Here is a 17,868-nt window from a genome sequence, read left to right as displayed (position 1 = left end):
CGCTCCGACGCCTCAGCGGGAGACGGCACCCGCCCGGCGCTTGTTCCACACGTCGAACGCGACCGCGAGGAGCAGGACCAGGCCCTTGACGACCTGCTGCACCGACTGGTCGACGCCCATGAGCTGCATGCCGTTGCTCATGACGGCCATGATCAGACCACCGACCATCGCGCCGGTGACCTTGCCGACGCCACCGGTCACGGCGGCGCCACCGATGAAGCACGCCGCGATCGCATCGAGCTCGAACATGTTGCCCGCAGCGGGCTGCGCCGCGTTGGAGCGGGACGAGAAGACGACGCCCGCGACCGCGGCCAGGAAGCCGATGTTGACAAAGATGAAGAAGTTGACCCACCTCACCTTGACGCCGGACAGCTGGGCCGCCGAGAGGTTGCCGCCGATCGCGTAGACGTGCCGACCGAAGACGGTCCGGCTCGTCACGAGGGAGTACGTCACGATGAGGAAGGCGAGCAGGATCAGCACGTTGGGCAGGCCACGGCTGCTCGCCAGCTGGTACGCGAACCACATGACGACGGCGCCGATGACGACGATCTTCAGCACGAAGAGCGGGAAGGCCTCGACCGTCTGCTGGTAGGCGATCCGACCTCGACGCGCACGCCACTGGCTGAACGCGTACGCCGCGACGGCGATGGCGAAGACCACGAGCGTGAACACGTCGTACCCGGGCCCGCCGAGCAGGCCGTTCTGGAAGCCCGCGGCGATCGTCGTGTAGGGCTGGCCGAACGGCGACAGGGAGATGTTGTCGAGGATCAGCAGCGTGAGGCCGCGGAACAGGAGCATGCCCGCCAGCGTCACGATGAACGCGGGGATCCCGACGAACGCCACCCAGAAGCCCTGCCAGGCCCCGATCACCAGACCGGCGGCGAGCGCCGCGAGCACGCCCATCCACCAGGGAAGGCCGTTCTTGATGACGATCGTCGCGGAGATCGCACCGGTCACGGCGACCACCGAGCCGACCGACAGGTCGATGTGCCCGGCGATGATGACGATCACCATGCCGATCGCCAGGATCAGGATGTAGGAGTACTGGAGGACGAGGTTCGAGAGGTTGTTCGGGTTGAGCAGCAGCCCGTCGGTGATGAATGTGAACAGCGCGATGATCACCACGAAGGCGATGTAGATGCCGCTCTGCCTGATGTTCCGGGTCATGAGCTCCCGGATGCTTGCGATACCGGTCATGGCACCTTGTCCGTTTCCTTCTCCTGGGTCATGAGTTCCATGAGCCGTTCCTGGCTGGCCTGGGCGACCGGCACCTGACCCGTGATGCGCCCGAAGGCGAGGGTGTAGATCCGGTCGCAGATGCCGAGGAGCTCGGGCAGCTCGGAGGAGATGACGACGACCGCCTTCCCCGCTGCGACCAGCCGGTTGATGATGGTGTAGATCTCGTACTTCGCGCCGACGTCGATGCCTCGCGTCGGCTCGTCGAGGATGAGGACGTCCGCGTCGGTGTAGATCCACTTCGACAGGACGACCTTCTGCTGGTTCCCGCCGGAGAGCTTTCCGACGACGGCCAGCACGCTGGGGGTCTTGATGTTGAGGCTCCCCCGGTACTCCTCGGCGACCTTCAGCTCCTCGTTGTCGTTGACCCAGCCGCGGCGGGACATCTTGTGCAGGCCCGCTGCCGAGATGTTGCGCTTGATGTCCTCGATGAGGTTGAGGCCGTACTTCTTCCGGTCCTCGGTGGCGTACGCGATGCCGTGGCCGATCGCCTCGCTCACGGTGCGCGTCTGGATCTCCTGGCCGCGCTTGTACACGCGTCCGGTGATGTTGCGGCCGTAGCTGTGGCCGAAGATGCTCATCGCCAGCTCGGTACGCCCTGCGCCCATGAGCCCCGCGATGCCCACGACCTCGCCGGCGTGGACGGTGAAGCTGGCCCGGTCGACCACGAGGCGGTCCGCCTGCGTGGGGTGGTGCACGGTCCAGTCCTCGACGCGGAGCATCTCCTCACCGACGTGCGGCGTGCGCTCGGGGTACCGGTGCTCGAGGTCGCGGCCGACCATGCCCTTGATGATCCGGTCCTGGTTGGCCGTCGCGTCGGACATGTCGATGGTCTCGATCGTCCGGCCGTCGCGGATGATCGTCGTGCGGTCCGCGATCTCGGCGATCTCGTTGAGCTTGTGCGAGATCATGATCGAGGTGATGCCCTGCTGCTTGAGGCCCCGCAGGAGCTCGAGCAGGTGCTCGGAGTCCGAGTCGTTCAGGGCAGCGGTGGGCTCGTCCAGGATGAGCAGGCTCACGTCCTTGGACAGCGCCTTGGCGATCTCGATGAGCTGCTGCTTGCCGACGCCCAGGAAGCCCACCGGCGTCGTCGGGTTCTCCTTGAGGCCGACGCGGGCGAGCAGCTCCGCCGCCATGTGGTTCGTCTTGTTCCAGTCGATCAGGCCGCCGGCGCCTCGCTGCTCGTTGCCGAGGAAGATGTTCTCCGCCACGGAGGCGTACGGGACCAGCGCCAGCTCCTGGTGGATGATGACGATGCCCTTGTGCTCGCTGTCGTTGATCGAGCCGAAGGAGACCGTCTCCCCGTCGAAGACGATGTCGCCCTCGTACGTGCCGTGCGGGTAGACGCCCGACAGCACCTTCATCAGGGTCGACTTGCCGGCGCCGTTCTCCCCGCAGATGGCGTGGATCTCACCGCGCCGTACCTCCAGCGTGACGTCCTGGAGCGCCTTCACGCCCGGGAACGTCTTGGTGATGGAGCGCATCTCCAAGATGTTCGTGCTCATGCGGCCTCAGTCCTTCGTCTCTCGGTGGCCACGGACGGGTGCGTGCCGGTCCGGCGGGAGCGTCCCGCCGGACCGGCACGGTGTACGTCGTTCAGGTCACTCGGCGACGCCGGACTCGACCTCGGACTCGCTCCAGTAGCCGGAGTCGACCAGGAGCTCGGTGATGTTGTCGGCGTAGACGATGTCCGACTCGAGCAGGTACGACGGGACGACCTTCACGCCGTTGTCGTACGTCTTGGTGTCGTTCGCCTCCGGCTCACCACCCGAGAGGTACGCCTCGGCGGCCACGACGGCCTGGTCGGCGAGCTTGCGGGTGTCCTTGAAGATCGTGGAGAACTGCACGCCGTCGGCGATGAGCTTGACCGAGGCGATCTCCGCGTCCTGACCGGTGACGATCGGCATGCCGGCGTCGATGCCCGGTCCGTAGCCGGCGTTCTGCAGCGCGGTGATGATGCCGCGGGACAGGCCGTCGTACGGGGACAGGACGCCCTGGACCTTGGTGCCGTCGTTGTAGGTCGACGTCAGCAGGTCCTCCATGCGCTTCTGCGCGGTCTCCTGCTGCCACCGCAGCGTGGCGACCTGCTCGATGTCCGTCTGGCCGGACTTCACGACGAGGACACCCTCGTCGATGTACGGCTGCAGGACCGACATGGCGCCGTCGAAGAAGAAGAAGGCGTTGTTGTCGTCGAGAGAGCCGGCGAAGAGCTCGATGTTGAAGGGCCCGGCGGCGTCGGTCTCGTTGCCCTCCTGGTCCATCAGCCCGAGGCCGACCAGGAGCGACGTCGCCTGCTGCACGCCGACCTGGAAGTTGTCGAACGTCACGTAGAAGTCGACGTTCTCGCTGTCCCGGATGAGGCGGTCGTAGGAGATGACCGGGATGCCTGCCGAGGCCGCGGCCTCGAGCTGCCCGGAGATCGCCGTGCCGTCGATCGCGGCGATGATCAGCGCCTCGGCGCCCTTGGTGATCATCTGGTCGATCTGCTGCTGCTGGACCGGGATGTCGTCGCCCGCGAACTGCAGGTCGACGTCGTAGCCGGCCTCCTCCAGGCCTGCCTTGACGGCCTCGCCGTCGGCGATCCAGCGCTCAGACGTCTGGGTCGGCATCGCGACGCCGATGAGGCCACCCTCGCCACCCTCGCCGCCGTCACCGCCCTCGTCGGAGCCGGTGTCCTCGCTACCGGCGTCCGTGCCGGTGTCGGTGCCGGTGTCACCCGCGCCCCCGCCGCCACAGGCGGCCAGGCTCATCGCGAGCGTCAGACCTGCCGCGACCGCGGCGATCTTCCTCGTACGCATGCTCTCTCCTCCTCGAGATCACTGCTGGTGCAGAGCTCAGGTCGTCCGACCGGCCCTGGCGACCTGCCGGCTCTGTCACCGGTCAGGAGTGTTCGTCGTCCTCTGACGTGCTGGTCGTGCCATCGGGGCCCGCCGGGACGACGGCCGATCCGGGCGCCAGCGCCCGGCCCACCGCCGTGCCCTCGGGCGGACTCGCCCGAGCACGTTCACACCTTCGCGGCCCGCACGGGGCGCGTCAACGCCGTGCATCCCAATTCCGATTGCGAATTCATAACGAGTCGGAGCGATCCCACCGACGCCGGACAAAAGTCCCAGATCACGACGATCATGCAGGTCAGCGCGTCGTGGGTGCGCCAGAAGACCGCCGGTGGGGGACGGCGGTACCATGTCGCGCGGCGCGGGACGGCCCGCTTCCCCGCGCATTTCTTGGGAATGTACGAAGCATTCCCGTCCGAGAATTGACTCCCGCTTTTCCTGCCGCTTCTGCGCGCTTGCCCGTGGTCAGTGCCGGGCGGCGCGCGACGGCGACCTCCGTCCTCGCTCGAGCCGTCCACCGACCACGGTCAGAACCCCTGCGCGAGGCGGTGCCACGCCTGGTTCCACCGCAGCTCCTTCGCGAAGCCCCGCGACGTCGTCCCCTCGTCGATGACGACGAGCTCGGTCCGGGCGATGTCCGCGAAGTCCTCGAAGACGTCCACCCCCACCTGCGTGCTGAGCACCGTGTGGTGGGCGGCGCCCGCCATGAGCCAGGCCTCGGCCGACGTCGCGAAGTCCGGCCTCGGCTTCCACACCGCACGCGCCACCGGCAGGTGCGGCAGGTCCGCGTCCGGCGGCACGACCTCGACGGCGTTCGCGACGAGGCGGAACCGCTCGCGCAGGTCGGACATCGCGACGACGACGCCCGGGCCGGCGTCGGTGTCGAACACCAGGCGGACCGGGTCCTCCTTGCCGCCGATGCCCAGGGGGTGGATCTGCAGCGACGGGCGCGACGTCGTCAGGCTCGGGCAGATCTCGAGCATGTGGGCGCCCAGGATCTTCTCGTCGCCGGGGACCAGGTTGTACGTGTAGTCCTCCATGAGCGACGCGCCGCCCGGCAGGCCTTGTCCCATGACCTTCGCCGCGCGGACGAGGATCGCGGTCTTCCAGTCCCCCTCCGCGCCGAAGCCGTAGCCGGCGGCCATGAGCCGCTGCACCGCGAGGCCCGGCAGCTGCCGCAGCGCGCCGAGGTCCTCGAACGTCGTCGTGAACGCCATCGCGCCGATGCCACCAAGCAGCTCCAGCAGCGCGAGCTCCTGCCGGGCGCCGTAACGCAGGGAGTCGTGACGCTCCCCGCCGGCCCGCAGCTCCGGGACGACGTCGTACAGCTCCTCGTACTCGGCGACCAGCACGTCCACCGCTGCGTCGTCGACCGCCTCCACGGCGGCGACCAGCTCGTTGACGCCCCAGGTGTTCACCGAGACCCCGAGCCGCAGCTCCGCCTCGGTCTTGTCGCCCTCGGTCACCGCGACGTTGCGCATGTTGTCGCCGAAGCGGGCGAGGCGCAGCGTCCGCACCGCGTCCCAGCCCGCCGCCGCGCGCACCCAGTCGGCCACCTTCTGCTGCACGACCGGGTGGGACACGTGACCGACGACGGTCTTGCGCGCCACGCCGAGCCGGGTCTGGATGTAGCCGAACTCCCGGTCGCCGTGCGCCGCCTGGTTGAGGTTCATGAAGTCGAAGTCGATCGTCGACCACGGCAGCTCGACGTTCGCCTGCGTGTGCAGGTGGAGCAGGGGCGTCCGCAGCGCGTCCAGCCCGACGATCCACATCTTGGCCGGCGAGAAGGTGTGCATCCAGGCGATGACGCCGATGCACGCCGGGTCGGCATTGGCCTCGAGCGCCATGCGGTGGATCGCCTCGCGGTCCTTGAGCACGGGCTTCCACACGACCTTCGCCGGGACGACGTCGGCGTCGTCGAGCGCCCGCGCGATGGCCTGCGACTGCTCGGCCACCTGACGCAGGGTCTCCTCGCCGTAGAGGTCCTGGCTCCCGGTGAGGAACCACACCTCGCGGTCGGCGTACGGCTTGGTCATGCGAGACCCTCCTCGGTGAGGACGGGCGCGGAGTCACCCTGTCCGTAGACGTGCTGGTAGCGGGCGTACAGCGAGTCGACGTCCCGCTGCGGGATCGGCACGAGCTCGCCGAGCTCACGGGCGACGTGCACGGTCCGAGCGACCTCCTCGACCATGACGGCCGCCTTGACGGCGTCCATGCCGTCGCGGCCGATGGTGAACGGCCCGTGGTTCTGCATGAGGACGGCGCGGCTGCGCGACGTGCGGAGCGTCTCGACGATGCCCCGGCCGATCGAGTCGTCGCCGATGAGCGCGAACGGGCCGACCGGGACCGGCCCGCCGAACTCGTCGGCCATCATCGTGAGCACGCAGGGGATCTCCTCCGCGCGCGCGGACCACGCCGTCGCGTACGTGGAGTGCGTGTGGACGACGCCGCCCACGTGCGGCATGTGCTTGTAGACGTACGCGTGCGCGGCGGTGTCCGACGACGGCGCCCGGTCACCGTCCACCAGGTTCCCGTCCAGGTCGCAGACGACCATGGCCTCGGGAGTCAGCTCGTCGTACGTGACGCCGCTGGGCTTGATGACGAAGAGGTCGGCCGTGGTGAGCCGCTGCGAGACGTTGCCCGCCGTCCACACGACCAGCCCCCAGCGGGGCAGCTCCGCGTGCAGCCGGGCGACGACCTCGCGGACGCGCTCGACCTCCTCGCGCACCGCCACGTCGAAGTGGTCCAGATCCGTCGTCGTCACGCCTGCTCCCCTGTCCTGTCCGTGCTCGTCGCAGCACCCGGCGCGCCCGCCGCCGTGCCGTCCGTGGCGCCCGCCGCCGTGCCGTCCGTGGCGCCCGCCGCCGGCACCGACGCGACCGCGGCGCGCTGCGCCGCGAGCCCGGCGCTGTAGCGCTCGAGGTACACGGCGTAGCCCGCGACGTCGTCGGCGTCCGGCTCGACGACGTCGACCTCGGCGTCCGCGAACACGACGTCGTCGAGGAAGGTCTGCAGGTCCTGCTCCCCCGCCACCTCGAGGTACGCGGCGAGTGCGGCCATGCCCCAGGGCCCGCCCTCCGACGCCGTCCGTGCGACGGCCACGGGCGCGCCGACGGCGGCCGCGAGGAGCCGCTGCGCGACGCCCGCGGTACGGAACAGCCCGCCGTGCGCGAAGAGCGTGTCGAGCTCGACTCCCTCCCCGGCGAGCACGCGCATGCCGAGGCTCAGCGTCCCGAAGACGCCGTACACCTGGGCGCGGACGACGTTCCCGAGGGTCAGCCGGCTGTCGGGCGTGCGCAGGATCAGCGGTCGGCCCTCCGCCAGCCCGGTGATCGGCTCGCCCGCGAGGTAGTTGTAGGCGACGACGCCGCCGGCGTCCGCCTCGCCCGTGAGCGCCTCACGAAGCAGGGCGCCGAAGACCGCGTCGGGCTCCGCCGGGGTGCCCAGCGCCGCGGCGAACTGCCCGAAGACCTCCGCCCAGGCGCCCAGCTCGCTCGCGCCGTTGTTGCAGTGCACCATCGCGACGAGGTCGCCCGCGGGGGTCGTGACGACGTCCAGCTCGTGGTGCACGCGCTCCAACGGGCGCTCGAGGACGACCATCGCGAACACGCTGGTCCCGACGCTCACGTTCCCGGTGCGCGGTGCGACGGCGTTGGTGGCGACCATGCCGGTCCCCGCGTCGCCCTCCGGCGGGCACAGCGCCGCACCGGGCCGCAGCGTCCCGGTCGGGTCCAGCAGCGCCGCGCCCTCCGGGGTCAGGCGGCCCGCCTCCTGGCCGGCGACGAGCACCTCCGGCAGGAGGTCGGTGAGGCGCAGGCCGGGACGGCTGGTGGCGATCCGCTCGTCGGCCGCCGCGAGCATGCGCGCGTCGTAGGTCCGCGTGGCCGGGTCGATGGGGAACATCCCCGACGCGTCTCCCACCCCCAGGACCTTCCGGCCGGTGAGCCTCCAGTGGACGTACCCCGCGAGCGTGGTGAGGAAGTCGACCTGTGCCAGGTGCGGCTCGTCGTCGAGGACCGCCTGGTAGAGGTGCGCGACGGACCAGCGCAGCGGGATGTTGTGGCCCAGGAGCTCGCTCAGCTCCGCGGCGGCCGCGCCCGTGCTCGTGTTCCGCCACGTGCGGAACGGGACGAGCAGCTCGCCGTCGGCGTCGAACGGCAGGTAGCCGTGCATCATCGCGGACACGCCGAGGGCGCCCACATCGGTGAGGCGGGCGCCGTACCGGCGCTCCACGTCGTCCTGCAGCGCGGCGACGCAGCTCTGGAGCCCGGACCAGACGGCCTCGAGGGCGTAGGTCCAGCGCCCGTCGACGAGCTGGTTCTCCCAGTCGTGGCCGCCGGCGGCCAGCGTGGTGCCGTCCCGACCGACCAGCACGGCCTTGATGCGCGTGGAGCCGAGCTCGATGCCGAGGACCGCGCGCCCCGCCGTGACGTCGTCGCGGTGGTCGTGCTCGTCGTGGTCCGGACCCATGCTGCTCCTCGCTCCGCTGCGCGGACCCGCGCCCGGGCCCATCGTCGTCGATGTTAGCGCTAACATGAATCGCGCTGTCAAGGGACCATCGGGGTGACGCCGTGCCGGCCCACCCGGCTCGCAGCCCTGCTCCGACGACGCCCCTGCGGTCTCAGTCGGGTCGGCGGGGAGGAGCGCCCGTGCTGGCACGGACCACCAGACGCGCGTCGACGACGACGGGGTCGACGTCCCCGCCCGCGAGGAGGTCCAGGAGCATCCGCAGGCACCGTCTGCCCAGCTCGCCGAACTCCTGGCGGACCGTCGTCAGCGGCGGGTAGAACTGCGCGGACCCGTCCACGTCGTCGAAGCCGACGACGGAGACGTCGTCGGGCACCCGGGCGCCGGCCTCCGCGAACGCCCGGAGCATGCCGAGCGCGAGCTGGTCGTTGGCGGCGAAGACCGCGGTCGGCAGCCCGTCGCGCAGGAGGTCCCGGCCCACCTCGTAGCCCCGGTCGGCGCTCCAGGAGTCGGCCGGCACAGCCGGCGTGGCGGCGAGCCCGGCGGCCCGCACCTCGTGACGCCACCCCAGCGCGCGCTCGCGGGCGTCGAGCCAGTTGAGGGGTCCCGACACGTGGACGACCTCGCGGTGGCCGAGCTCGACCAGGTGCCGCGTCGCGAGCCGCGCGCCGCCGTACTGGTCGAACGTCACCGCGTGCACGCCGGTACCCGGCGCCTCCTTCGGGCCCACCATGACGACCGGGACCGGGGAGGGGAAGGCGCGCACGGCGCTCACCGCCTCGTCGTGGGCGGCGATGACCACCACGCCGTCGACGCTCTGGGCCATGAAGTGCTCGAGCGCCTCGGTGAGGATCGCCGTGTCCCAGCGCGCGGCGGTGGCCACGCTGACGAAGTACCCCGCGTCGCGCGCCGCGTTCTCCACGGCGATGAGCGTGCTGGTCGGGCCGAAGAGGGCCGAGCCGGACGTGACGACGCCGATCGTCGCGGTGCGCCGGGTCACCAGTGCCCGCGCCGCCGCGTTGCGGCGGTAGCCCAGCTCCTCGATCGCCTCGAGCACGAGTCGCCGCGTCTCGTCGCGGACCGAGGGGTGCGCGTTGAGCACCCGCGACACCGTCTGGTGCGACACCCCGGCACGCGCGGCGACGTCGCTCATCGACGGCTGCCGGCCCTCGACCCGGCGCCGCACCGCCCGCTCCTGCTCCAGCACCCCGTCGCGTCGGACCGGGGTGCGCCCGTCGCTCACCCCTCGAGCTCGGCGCTGAGGGAGCGTGACCGGTCCCGCGCGGCCACGGCCGCGGCGACGACGGCGGCCCGCACGCCACGTGCGTCCAGCTCGCGCAGCCCGGCCGCGGTCGTGCCGCCGGGTGAGGTGACGCGCTCGCGGAGGAGGACCGGGTGGTCGCCCGTGTCGTCCATGAGGGCGACGGCGCCCCGGAACGTCGCCGTCACCAGCTCCAGCGCTCGGTCCCGGGTCAGCCCGAGCAGCACGCCGGCCTCGGCCAGCGCGTCGACGAGGGCGAAGACGTACGCGGGCCCCGAGCCGGAGATCGCCGTGACGGCGTCCATGTCCTTCTCCGCGACGGCCACCACCAGGCCCGTCGCGGCGAGCAGCTCCGTCCCGGTGCGCACGTGGTCGGGTGTGGCCGCGGCGCCCGGGGCGACGGCGGTCGCACCGGCACCCACCAGCGCGGGCGTGTTGGGCATGACGCGCAGCACCGGCGTCCCGGCGGGCAGCTGCCGCTCGTAGAACGACGCGGAGAGGCCGGCGGCGACGCTCATCAGCAGGGCGCCGTCGGCGAGCGCGGGGGCGATCTCCCGGAGCACGCCGCCCACGTCCCCAGGCTTGACCGCGACGACGACCACCTCGGCGTCGCGGACGGCCTCGGCGGCGTCGGCGGTGGTCCGCACCCCGTGAGTCCGCTCGAGCTCCTGGGCGCGCTCGGCGCGCTTCTCGCAGACGGTGACGCCGTCCGCCGGGACACCGGCCCGCACGACGGCGGCCAGCACCGCCTCACCCATGACGCCGCCACCCAGCAGCGCCAGCCTCGACACGTCCGTCATCTCGACTCCCGGTGGTGGTGCGTGGCTCCCGAGCGGTCCGCAGCGCTCATCGTTGGCTCATGGCGGGCTCAGAGGGGGAACGCGGCGTAGACGTCGCGCAGGGCGTCGCCAGGGCCGTCGAGCCGGAGGAGCGCGGTGCCGTTGGTCCACCACAGCGAGCCGGTGCCGTCCGTGCGCGTGAGCTGGAGGAACCGCCCGACCTGCTGGCCGTCGACCTCCACGAAGCCCTGCTCCAGGCGCGGCACCGTCGGGGCGGCCTCCGTCCCCTCCCCACCGGCGTCGGCACCCTCGTCGGCGGCTCCCTCCTCGGCCGCGTCGCCGTCGGCACCGGGCTGCTCGACGGGGACGCCCGCGGCTGCGGCCTCGGCCGCGACGACCTCGTCGAAACGGGCTTCCACCGCCTCGGCGCTGCGCCACTGGCCCGCCGTCGCGACGATCTGCCGGCCGCCGTCCTCGTAGACGAGGCGGTACGCCTCGAGCGCGCCCTCGGCCAGGAGCGCGGGCTCCTCCGAGACCTCGGTGAGCGCGTAGGCGAGGACGACCTGCGGCAGGGCCTGCAGGAACGGGGAGGCGCCCTCGGGGAGCGGCACGGGGTCGATCGTCGGCGTGGGGGGCGGCAGCGTGACCGTCTCCGCCTGCGGCGCGGGCTCCGGGGCCTCGGGCGCCTGCGGGCGGTTCACGAGGAGGAGCACGGCCACCACCACGCCGATCACGACGACGACGGCGGCCAGCACCGCCCACAGCCGTCCGCGTCCCGCCGTGCCCCGCGCGCCGTCGTCGGTCGCACCGTCGCCCGGGGTCGCCCCGTTCCCGGCGCTCCCTGCCCCTGCCGCCCCGTCCGTCGGGGCTCCCGCGGGTCCGCGGGTGTGGTCAGCCATCCTCGTCTCCTGCCCGTGACGTCGCCGAAAGCCTAGGCGCTGAGCGTGGTCGGCTCGTGTCGGCCCGCCGCGCGCCTCCCGGGTTCCCTCCGCCGACCGGGTCCGTTCCAGGCCCGCCCGGGTCACCGACGTGCGCCCCGGCGCGCCTCAGGGCGTGCGGCGCCGCAGGGTGAGGGTGCCGAGGACGAGCGCACCCACGATGAAGGCCACCACCGCGCCGACGGCACCGCGCACGTCCGCGAGGGACGCGCCGGCCGAGAGCTCCTGGAGCGCCTGCATCCCGTAGGTCAGCGGCATCGCCCGGGAGAGGGCCTCCAGGGCCGCGGGCATCTGGTCCCGCGGCAGGAACAGGCCCGCGAGGACGAGCTGCGGGAAGAGCACCAGCGGCATCATCTGGACGGCCTGGAACTCCGTGCGCGCGACCGCGGACGCCGCCAGACCCATCGCCGTGCCGAGCACGGCGTCGAGCACCGCGACGACGACCACGCCGCCGAGGTCGCCCGCGACCTCCATGCCGAGGACCAGCACGGTGAAGGCGGTGAGGACGAGCGCCTGCGCCGCACCGACCAGCGCGAACGCGATCGCGTAGCCGCCGACGACCTCCCCGCGGTGGACGGGCCCGGCCATGAGCCGCTCGAGGGTCCCGGACTGCCGCTCCCGCAGCGTCGCTACGCTCGTGACGAGGAACAGCACCGTGATGGGGAACAGCCCGAGGAGCAGCGGGCCGAAGCGCTCCAGGACACCGGTTCCGGAGAACATCCAGGCGACGAGCGTGAGCACCACGCACGGCAGCCCGACGAGGACGACGATCGTGCGGTGGTCGTGCCCCACCTGGCGCAGGACGCGCGCCGCCGTCGGCAGCAGCACCCTCATCGGGGACCGCCCTCGACGAGGGCGAGGAAGGCGTCCTCCGCCGACGTCGTCCCGGTGGCGGCCAGCAGCTCGGCCGGCGTGCCGTCCGCCAGCAGCCGCCCCTCGCGCAGCAGGAGGAGGCGGTCGCACCGTTCGGCCTCGTCCATGAAGTGGCTGGAGACGAGGAGGGACACGCCGTTCGAGGCGAGGGCGTGGAACAACGCCCACAGGTCCCGCCGGAGCACCGGGTCGAGGCCCACGGTCGGCTCGTCGAGGACGAGCAGGTCGGGCTCGCCCAGCAGCGCGATGGCCAAGGACGTCCGGGCGCGCTCGCCGCCGGAGAGCTGCCCGACCGGGCGACCGGAGAGCCGAGCGAGGTCCACGTCGCTCAGCACGCGGGTCACGCGGTCCTCCCCGACGCCGACGACCCGCGCGAAGTACCGGAGGTTCTCGCGCACCGTGAGGTCGGCGTACACGCTCGGGGACTGGGTGACGTACCCCAGGCGCCGGCGCAGACGCGGGTCGCCGGCCGGGAGACCGAGCACCTCGAGCACCCCGGTGACGTCCTGCTGGACGCCGACGACAGCGCGGATGAGGGACGTCTTGCCGCTGCCGCTGGGCCCGAGCAGCCCGACGACCTGGCCCGCGGGCACGTCGACGTCCAGCCCGTCCACGACGACGACGCCGCGGCGCCCGCCGCGCACGACGCGCAGGCCGCGGGCCCGGACGGCCGGCGTGGTCGGGCGGGTCTCGCTCGCGTGGCGGGCCATGGTGCGACGGTCGTCCTTCCCGTGCCACCGGGGCAAGGGCCGGGGGTCCCTCGGGTGCCAGACTGCGTCGACCACGCGCCGCGGTCCCGCGGCGCGCCGGCACGACCTGGTCGCACCACCTGGGGGACATCACGACTGCGCAGCCGACCCTCACCCACCGGTACGGGGACCACCCGCGCCAGGTCGCGGACCTCTGGCTGCCCTCGGGCGCCGCGCGCGGCGTCGTCGTCCTCGTCCACGGCGGCTTCTGGCGCGCGGCCTACGACCGGTCGCTCCAGGACGCGGTCGTGGAGGACCTCGTGGGCACCGGCTGGGCCGTCTGGAACCTGGAGTACCGGCCGGTCGGCGACGGGGGTGGCTGGCCGCGCACGTTCGAGGACGCCGCGTCGGGGACGGACGCCCTGGCGGACGTCGCCCGTGAGGCCGGTCTGCCGCTGCACCGCGTCGTGGCGATCGGCCACTCCGCCGGCGGCACGCTGGCCGCGTGGCTCGGTGCCCGCCACCTGCTCCCGGCCGGGGCTCCCGGCGCCGACCCGCGGGTGCGACCGACGGCGGTGTGCGCGCAGGCCGGGGTGCTCGACATGGTCACGGCCGCCCGCGAGGACGTCGGTCGCGGCGCCGTCACCGACCTCCTCGGCTCCGGGCCGGACGAGGACCCCGAGCGGTACGCGGTGACGTCCCCCGCGGCGCTCGTCCCGAGCGGGGTCCCGGTGCTCGCGCTGACCGGTGCCGAGGACGACGTCGTGCCGCCGCGCCAGTCCGCCGCGTTCGTCGCCGCCGCCGTCCGGGCCGGCGACGACGCGCGCCTCGAGGTCGTCCCCGGCGAGGGCCACATGGAGCACCTGGACCCGACCGCCGCGTGCTGGGGCGCCGCGCGGCGCTGGCTGGAGGCGCTGCCGGGCTGAGCGGGTGGGGCCGGCGCCGCACGATGGCGGCGGGCCCCCCGGTGCGGCCCGCGGGTTGTGCTGCCGCGCCGTGGCCCGTCGCGTCGCGGCGGCCGTGTCGGTGGTCGTGGCTACGGTTCCCGGCATGACGACGACGGCCCGGAGCGCGCCCGGCTCGGCCGGCGGTGCCCGCGGGAGCCGCACGGCCCGCAGCGCCCGCCCCGACTTCGCGTGCGCGGAGTGCGGCTGGACCACCTCCAAGTGGGTGGGCCGCTGCGGGGAGTGCCAGGCGTGGGGGACGGTCGCCGAGGAGGGCCCGGCCGCCTCGGGGCCGCGGACGTCGGCCACGCCGCCCCGCGGACCGGCGCGGCCCATCGGCGAGATCGACGTGGAGGCCGCTCGCGCGCGCCCCACGGGCGTCGGCGAGGTCGACCGGGTGCTCGGTGGCGGCCTGGTGCCCGGTGCGGTCGTGCTCATGGCCGGGGAGCCCGGCGTCGGCAAGTCGACCCTCCTCCTGGACGTCGCCGGACGCGTCGCCCGGGAGTCGGGGACGGTCCTGTACGTCACGGGCGAGGAGTCCGCGGGGCAGGTGCGTCTGCGCGCGGACCGCATCGGCGCCCTGGCGCCCCGCCTGCTGCTCGCGGCGGAGACCGACCTCGGTGCCGTCCTCGGGCACATCGAGCAGACGGACCCGTCCCTGCTGGTGGTCGACTCCGTCCAGACGATCGCGTCGGCCCAGGTCGACGGCACGCCGGGCGGTGTCAGCCAGGTCCGGGAGGTGGCGTCGGCCCTCATCGCGGCAGCCAAGGAGCGCGACCTGCCCACGCTGCTCGTGGGTCACGTCACCAAGGACGGCGCCGTCGCCGGGCCGCGCACGCTCGAGCACCTCGTCGACGTCGTGTGCCAGTTCGAGGGCGACCGGCACTCGCGCCTGAGGTTCGTGCGCGCGACGAAGAACCGGTACGGGCCGACCGACGAGGTGGGCTGCTTCGACCTGACCGAGCAGGGCATCGTCGAGCTGCCGGACCCCAGCGGCCTCTTCCTCTCCCACGCGGTCCAGCACGTCCCCGGCACCTGCGTGACGGTGACGCTCGACGGGCGCCGACCGCTCGCCACGGAGGTGCAGGCGCTCGTCGTGCCGACGCTCCTCACCAACCCGCGGCGCACGACGAGCGGCATCGACGCCAGCCGGCTGGCGATGGTCCTCGCCGTCCTCCAGCGGCGTGCCGGGGTGCCGCTCGCCGACAAGGACGTGTACGTGTCGACGGTGGGCGGCGCCCGGGTGACCGAGCCGGGTGCGGACCTCGCCCTGGCGCTGGCCACCGCGAGCGGCGGGGAGAACGTGCCGCTGGCCGACCACCTCGTCGCCCTCGGCGAGGTGGGGCTCGCCGGCGAGATCCGGCCCGTCGTCGGCCTGGACCGCCGCCTGGCCGAGGCTCGCCGTCTGGGTTTCACGCGCGCCGTGGTCCCGGTCGGTGCCGTCGACCCGTCGACCGTCCCGGGCCTCACGCTGCTGGAGGCCGGGCACCTCGCGCAGGCGGTGGAGCTCGCGCGCGGGGCGCGGCTGCGACCGGTGTGACGCCGCCGACGTCGATCGCGCCGCGCCTGCGCGGTGCGGCTGCGCCGTCCGGGTCATCCCTGGGGGTGACGGGGGTCATGCTCGCGTACCCTCGTGACGTGGTCACGACCGAGCGCTCCGCCGAGGACACGCTGCGCTCCACCCTCGCGGCCGTCGCGCCCGGGACGGAGCTGCGCGACGGGCTCGAGCGGATCCTGCGCGGACGCACCGGGGCCCTCATCGTCCTGGGACACGACGCGGTCGTGGAGTCGATGTGCTCGGGCGGGTTCGCGCTCGACGTGGAGTTCTCCGCGACCCGGCTGCGGGAGCTCGCCAAGATGGACGGTGCCGTGGTCGTCGACCGCGACGCCACGCGCATCCTGCGCGCCGCCGTGCAGCTGCTGCCGGACCCGACCATCGAGACGACCGAGTCGGGCACCCGGCACCGCACGGCCGAGCGCGTCGCCAAGCAGTCCGGGTTCCCCGTCATCTCCGTGTCGCAGTCGATGCGGATCGTCGCCGTGTACGTCGGGAACTCGCGCTACGTGCTCGAGGGCTCGGACGTCATCCAGTCACGGGCGAACCAGGCCCTCGCCACCCTCGAGCGGTACAAGGCTCGCCTCGACGAGGTGAGCGGCACGTTGTCCGCCCTCGAGATCGAGGACCTCGTCACCGTCCGGGACGTCGCCGCCGTCGTCCAGCGCCTCGAGATGGTGCGCCGCATCTCCGAGGAGATCGCCGGCTACGTCGTCGAGCTCGGCACCGACGGTCGCCTCATGGCCCTGCAGCTCGACGAGCTCGTGGGCGGCATCGGTGCGGACCGGCAGCTCGTCATCCGCGACTACGTCGAGGACGGACGGCCCGGTCGCAGCCTCGCCGACGTGCAGGCGGCCCTCGCGACGCTCGACGCGACGCAGCTGCTGGACCTCACGCACATCGCGCGCGTCCTCGGCCTCATCAGCGTGGAGGACTCCCTCGACGGCGCCGTCGGCCCGCGCGGCTACCGGCTGCTCTCCAAGGTGCCGCGCCTCCCCGGGACCATCGTCGACCGGCTCGTCGGGCACTTCGGCAACCTCCAGAAGCTCCTCGCCGCCGGCATCGACGAGCTCATGGCGGTCGACGGCGTCGGCGAGCAGCGGGCGCGCGCGGTCCGGGAGGGCCTGTCGCGCCTCGCGGAGTCGAGCATCCTCGAGCGCTACGTCTGAGGTCCCGGCTCGAGGAGGTCCGGCCGCGCCGTGGCCGGCTGAGGTCGGAGGTGCGTCGTGGCGACCAGCAAGCCGGTCCATCGCCCCGAGGAGGTCGACGCCTACCTCGCCGCCCTGCCGGCCGACCAGCGCGCGGCGCTCGAGGCGCTCCGCCGGCAGGTCCGCCGGGTGGCGCCCGCGGCGACGGAGCGCGTCGCGTACGGGGTGCCGTCGTTCCACCAGGACGGGCCGCTCGTGTCGCTCGGTGCGTTCCGGCACCACCTCAGCCTCATCAGCCAGAGTCCCGCGCTCATCGAGCGGCTCGCCGACCGGCTCCGCGGGCTCGACGTGAGCGGCAGCACGATCCGCTTCAGGCCGGACGACCCGCTGCCTGAGGACGTCGTCGAGCTGGTCGTCCGCGAGCGCCTCGCGGAGAACGCCGCCCGGCGCGCCGGACGCTGAGCGGCAGCGCCGTCAGCCGAGGTCGAAGACGATCGGTGCGCTCTGCACCCCGGCGACCACGGCGACCGCCGTGTACGTCCCCGCGCGCGGCTCCGGGAGGCCCCCGGTGCACGCCTCATCCGACCGCACCCGCGGCCAGGCCACCGGCATCGCCTCCGCCGCGGCCGGGGCCATGAGCAGCAGGCGCTCGCCCTCGGCCTCCGGGCAGTCGGTGCTGGACCAGATGCGGTCGGGCCCGGAGGTGATGACGAGCGACTGGTTCGCCGCACCGGCGTCCACCGTGCAGGCCGAGTCGCTCACGTTCGTCAGGGTGACCGTGAACGTCGGCGTGGCACCCGCCGGGTACGTCGCGGCGTCGGCCACGAGCGTCGTCGTGAGGCTCTCCGGGGAGCAGGCCGCGGCGGCGTCCGGCTCGGGCTCCGGCTCGGTGGCCGGCTCGTCCTCGGCCGTGCCGTCCTCGTCGGCGACGACGTCGGCCGCTGCCTGCGCCGCCGCGTCACCCGGAGGAGGTCCGGTCACCGCACCGCCCCGGGAGGCGCCGGCCGCGACCGCGAGCGCTGCGACGATGCCGACGACCAGCGCGAGGAGGATCAGCCGACGCACCCAGTACACGCGCGCCGGCTGCGGTCCGACGGGGTGCAGCACGGTGTTCATGGAGGTTCCTCCCGGGCGGGGTCGTGCC

At 73.2% G+C, this 17,868-nt stretch carries 16 protein-coding genes; 4 read left to right on the top strand and 12 right to left on the bottom strand.

What is annotated here, in order from left to right; translation table 11 throughout:
• Positions 1 to 12: 12 nt before the first annotated feature.
• The 11 genes from mmsB to LG379_RS01850 all read right to left on the bottom strand — a co-directional run bounded on the left by mmsB (position 13) and on the right by LG379_RS01850 (position 13,098).
• A complete protein-coding gene (gene mmsB, locus LG379_RS01900) occupies positions 13 to 1,197 on the bottom strand; it encodes a multiple monosaccharide ABC transporter permease (RefSeq protein WP_225752905.1) in 1,185 nt (394 codons plus the stop codon).
• Positions 1,194 to 2,741, bottom strand: a complete 1,548-nt coding sequence (mmsA, locus tag LG379_RS01895) for a multiple monosaccharide ABC transporter ATP-binding protein (RefSeq protein WP_225752904.1) — start codon at positions 2,739 to 2,741, stop codon at positions 1,194 to 1,196. The genes mmsB and mmsA overlap by 4 nt, the downstream gene beginning before the upstream one ends.
• A 96-nt stretch (positions 2,742 to 2,837) precedes the next feature.
• The gene (gene chvE / locus LG379_RS01890; RefSeq protein ID WP_225752903.1) at positions 2,838 to 4,034 is read right to left on the bottom strand and encodes a multiple monosaccharide ABC transporter substrate-binding protein; all 1,197 of its coding nucleotides are present in this window, start codon (positions 4,032 to 4,034) and stop codon (positions 2,838 to 2,840) included.
• A gap of 563 nt (positions 4,035 to 4,597) precedes the next feature.
• Positions 4,598 to 6,106 carry an L-arabinose isomerase gene (gene araA, locus LG379_RS01885; RefSeq protein WP_225752902.1) on the bottom strand — a complete coding sequence of 503 codons (1,509 nt, stop codon included), beginning with the start codon at positions 6,104 to 6,106 and terminating at the stop codon, positions 4,598 to 4,600.
• Positions 6,103 to 6,834 carry an L-ribulose-5-phosphate 4-epimerase gene (locus LG379_RS01880; protein WP_225752901.1) on the bottom strand — a complete coding sequence of 244 codons (732 nt, stop codon included), beginning with the start codon at positions 6,832 to 6,834 and terminating at the stop codon, positions 6,103 to 6,105. Before LG379_RS01880 ends, araA begins: the two co-directional genes overlap by 4 nt.
• On the bottom strand, positions 6,831 to 8,540 hold the full coding sequence (locus LG379_RS01875) for a xylulokinase (RefSeq protein ID WP_225752900.1): 1,710 nt from the start codon (positions 8,538 to 8,540) through the stop codon (positions 6,831 to 6,833). Before LG379_RS01875 ends, LG379_RS01880 begins: the two co-directional genes overlap by 4 nt.
• Before the next feature lie 151 nt (positions 8,541 to 8,691).
• On the bottom strand, positions 8,692 to 9,780 hold the full coding sequence (locus LG379_RS01870) for a LacI family DNA-binding transcriptional regulator (RefSeq protein ID WP_370634408.1): 1,089 nt from the start codon (positions 9,778 to 9,780) through the stop codon (positions 8,692 to 8,694).
• Entirely contained in the window at positions 9,777 to 10,598 is an 822-nt protein-coding gene (proC, locus tag LG379_RS01865) for a pyrroline-5-carboxylate reductase (RefSeq protein ID WP_225752899.1), read from the bottom strand. Before proC ends, LG379_RS01870 begins: the two co-directional genes overlap by 4 nt.
• A 68-nt stretch (positions 10,599 to 10,666) precedes the next feature.
• Positions 10,667 to 11,476, bottom strand: coding sequence for a hypothetical protein (locus LG379_RS01860; RefSeq protein ID WP_225752898.1), 810 nt, complete (start codon positions 11,474 to 11,476; stop codon positions 10,667 to 10,669).
• Between the two features lie 147 nt (positions 11,477 to 11,623).
• Entirely contained in the window at positions 11,624 to 12,349 is a 726-nt protein-coding gene (locus tag LG379_RS01855) for an ABC transporter permease (RefSeq protein WP_225752897.1), read from the bottom strand.
• Complete coding sequence (locus LG379_RS01850) at positions 12,346 to 13,098, bottom strand: ABC transporter ATP-binding protein (protein WP_225752896.1); 753 nt, start codon at positions 13,096 to 13,098, stop codon at positions 12,346 to 12,348. Before LG379_RS01850 ends, LG379_RS01855 begins: the two co-directional genes overlap by 4 nt.
• Positions 13,099 to 13,160: 62 nt before the next feature.
• Between LG379_RS01850 and LG379_RS01845 the strand changes: the two genes are divergently transcribed.
• From LG379_RS01845 to LG379_RS01830, 4 genes are all read left to right on the top strand, one after another.
• The gene (locus tag LG379_RS01845; protein WP_370634424.1) at positions 13,161 to 14,003 is read left to right on the top strand and encodes an alpha/beta hydrolase family protein; all 843 of its coding nucleotides are present in this window, start codon (positions 13,161 to 13,163) and stop codon (positions 14,001 to 14,003) included.
• Positions 14,004 to 14,127: 124 nt separating this feature from the next.
• On the top strand, positions 14,128 to 15,561 hold the full coding sequence (gene radA / locus LG379_RS01840; protein ID WP_225752895.1) for a DNA repair protein RadA: 1,434 nt from the start codon (positions 14,128 to 14,130) through the stop codon (positions 15,559 to 15,561).
• Positions 15,562 to 15,659: 98 nt separating this feature from the next.
• Positions 15,660 to 16,745 carry a DNA integrity scanning diadenylate cyclase DisA gene (gene disA / locus LG379_RS01835; protein ID WP_225752894.1) on the top strand — a complete coding sequence of 362 codons (1,086 nt, stop codon included), beginning with the start codon at positions 15,660 to 15,662 and terminating at the stop codon, positions 16,743 to 16,745.
• Positions 16,746 to 16,802: 57 nt separating this feature from the next.
• On the top strand, positions 16,803 to 17,186 hold the full coding sequence (locus LG379_RS01830; protein WP_225752893.1) for an iron chaperone: 384 nt from the start codon (positions 16,803 to 16,805) through the stop codon (positions 17,184 to 17,186).
• Between the two features lie 12 nt (positions 17,187 to 17,198).
• Here the strand turns inward: LG379_RS01830 and LG379_RS01825 are convergent, their stop codons facing one another.
• Positions 17,199 to 17,840 (bottom strand): hypothetical protein, encoded by a 642-nt coding sequence (locus LG379_RS01825; RefSeq protein WP_225752892.1) that lies wholly within the window; start codon positions 17,838 to 17,840, stop codon positions 17,199 to 17,201.
• Between the last annotated feature and the right edge of the window lie 28 nt (positions 17,841 to 17,868).

The sequence above is a fragment of the Actinotalea sp. Marseille-Q4924 genome, from assembly GCF_916618755.1.
GTDB lineage: Bacteria > Actinomycetota > Actinomycetes > Actinomycetales > Cellulomonadaceae > Actinotalea.
Note: the sequence above shows the minus strand (reverse complement) of the source record. Positions and strands in the feature narration are given on the sequence as shown.

What these genes read in the sequence shown, in the direction of transcription:
- mmsB (WP_225752905.1), bottom strand. Translation starts at nt 1,197, where the DNA reads ATGACCGGTATCGCAAGCATCCGGGAGCTCATGACCCGGAACATCAGG.
- mmsA (WP_225752904.1), bottom strand. Translation starts at nt 2,741, where the DNA reads ATGAGCACGAACATCTTGGAGATGCGCTCCATCACCAAGACGTTCCCG.
- chvE (WP_225752903.1), bottom strand. Translation starts at nt 4,034, where the DNA reads ATGCGTACGAGGAAGATCGCCGCGGTCGCGGCAGGTCTGACGCTCGCG.
- araA (WP_225752902.1), bottom strand. Translation starts at nt 6,106, where the DNA reads ATGACCAAGCCGTACGCCGACCGCGAGGTGTGGTTCCTCACCGGGAGC.
- LG379_RS01875 (WP_225752900.1), bottom strand. Translation starts at nt 8,540, where the DNA reads ATGGGTCCGGACCACGACGAGCACGACCACCGCGACGACGTCACGGCG.
- proC (WP_225752899.1), bottom strand. Translation starts at nt 10,598, where the DNA reads ATGACGGACGTGTCGAGGCTGGCGCTGCTGGGTGGCGGCGTCATGGGT.
- LG379_RS01860 (WP_225752898.1), bottom strand. Translation starts at nt 11,476, where the DNA reads ATGGCTGACCACACCCGCGGACCCGCGGGAGCCCCGACGGACGGGGCG.
- LG379_RS01855 (WP_225752897.1), bottom strand. Translation starts at nt 12,349, where the DNA reads ATGAGGGTGCTGCTGCCGACGGCGGCGCGCGTCCTGCGCCAGGTGGGG.
- LG379_RS01850 (WP_225752896.1), bottom strand. Translation starts at nt 13,098, where the DNA reads ATGGCCCGCCACGCGAGCGAGACCCGCCCGACCACGCCGGCCGTCCGG.
- radA (WP_225752895.1), top strand. Translation starts at nt 14,128, where the DNA reads ATGACGACGACGGCCCGGAGCGCGCCCGGCTCGGCCGGCGGTGCCCGC.
- LG379_RS01825 (WP_225752892.1), bottom strand. Translation starts at nt 17,840, where the DNA reads ATGAACACCGTGCTGCACCCCGTCGGACCGCAGCCGGCGCGCGTGTAC.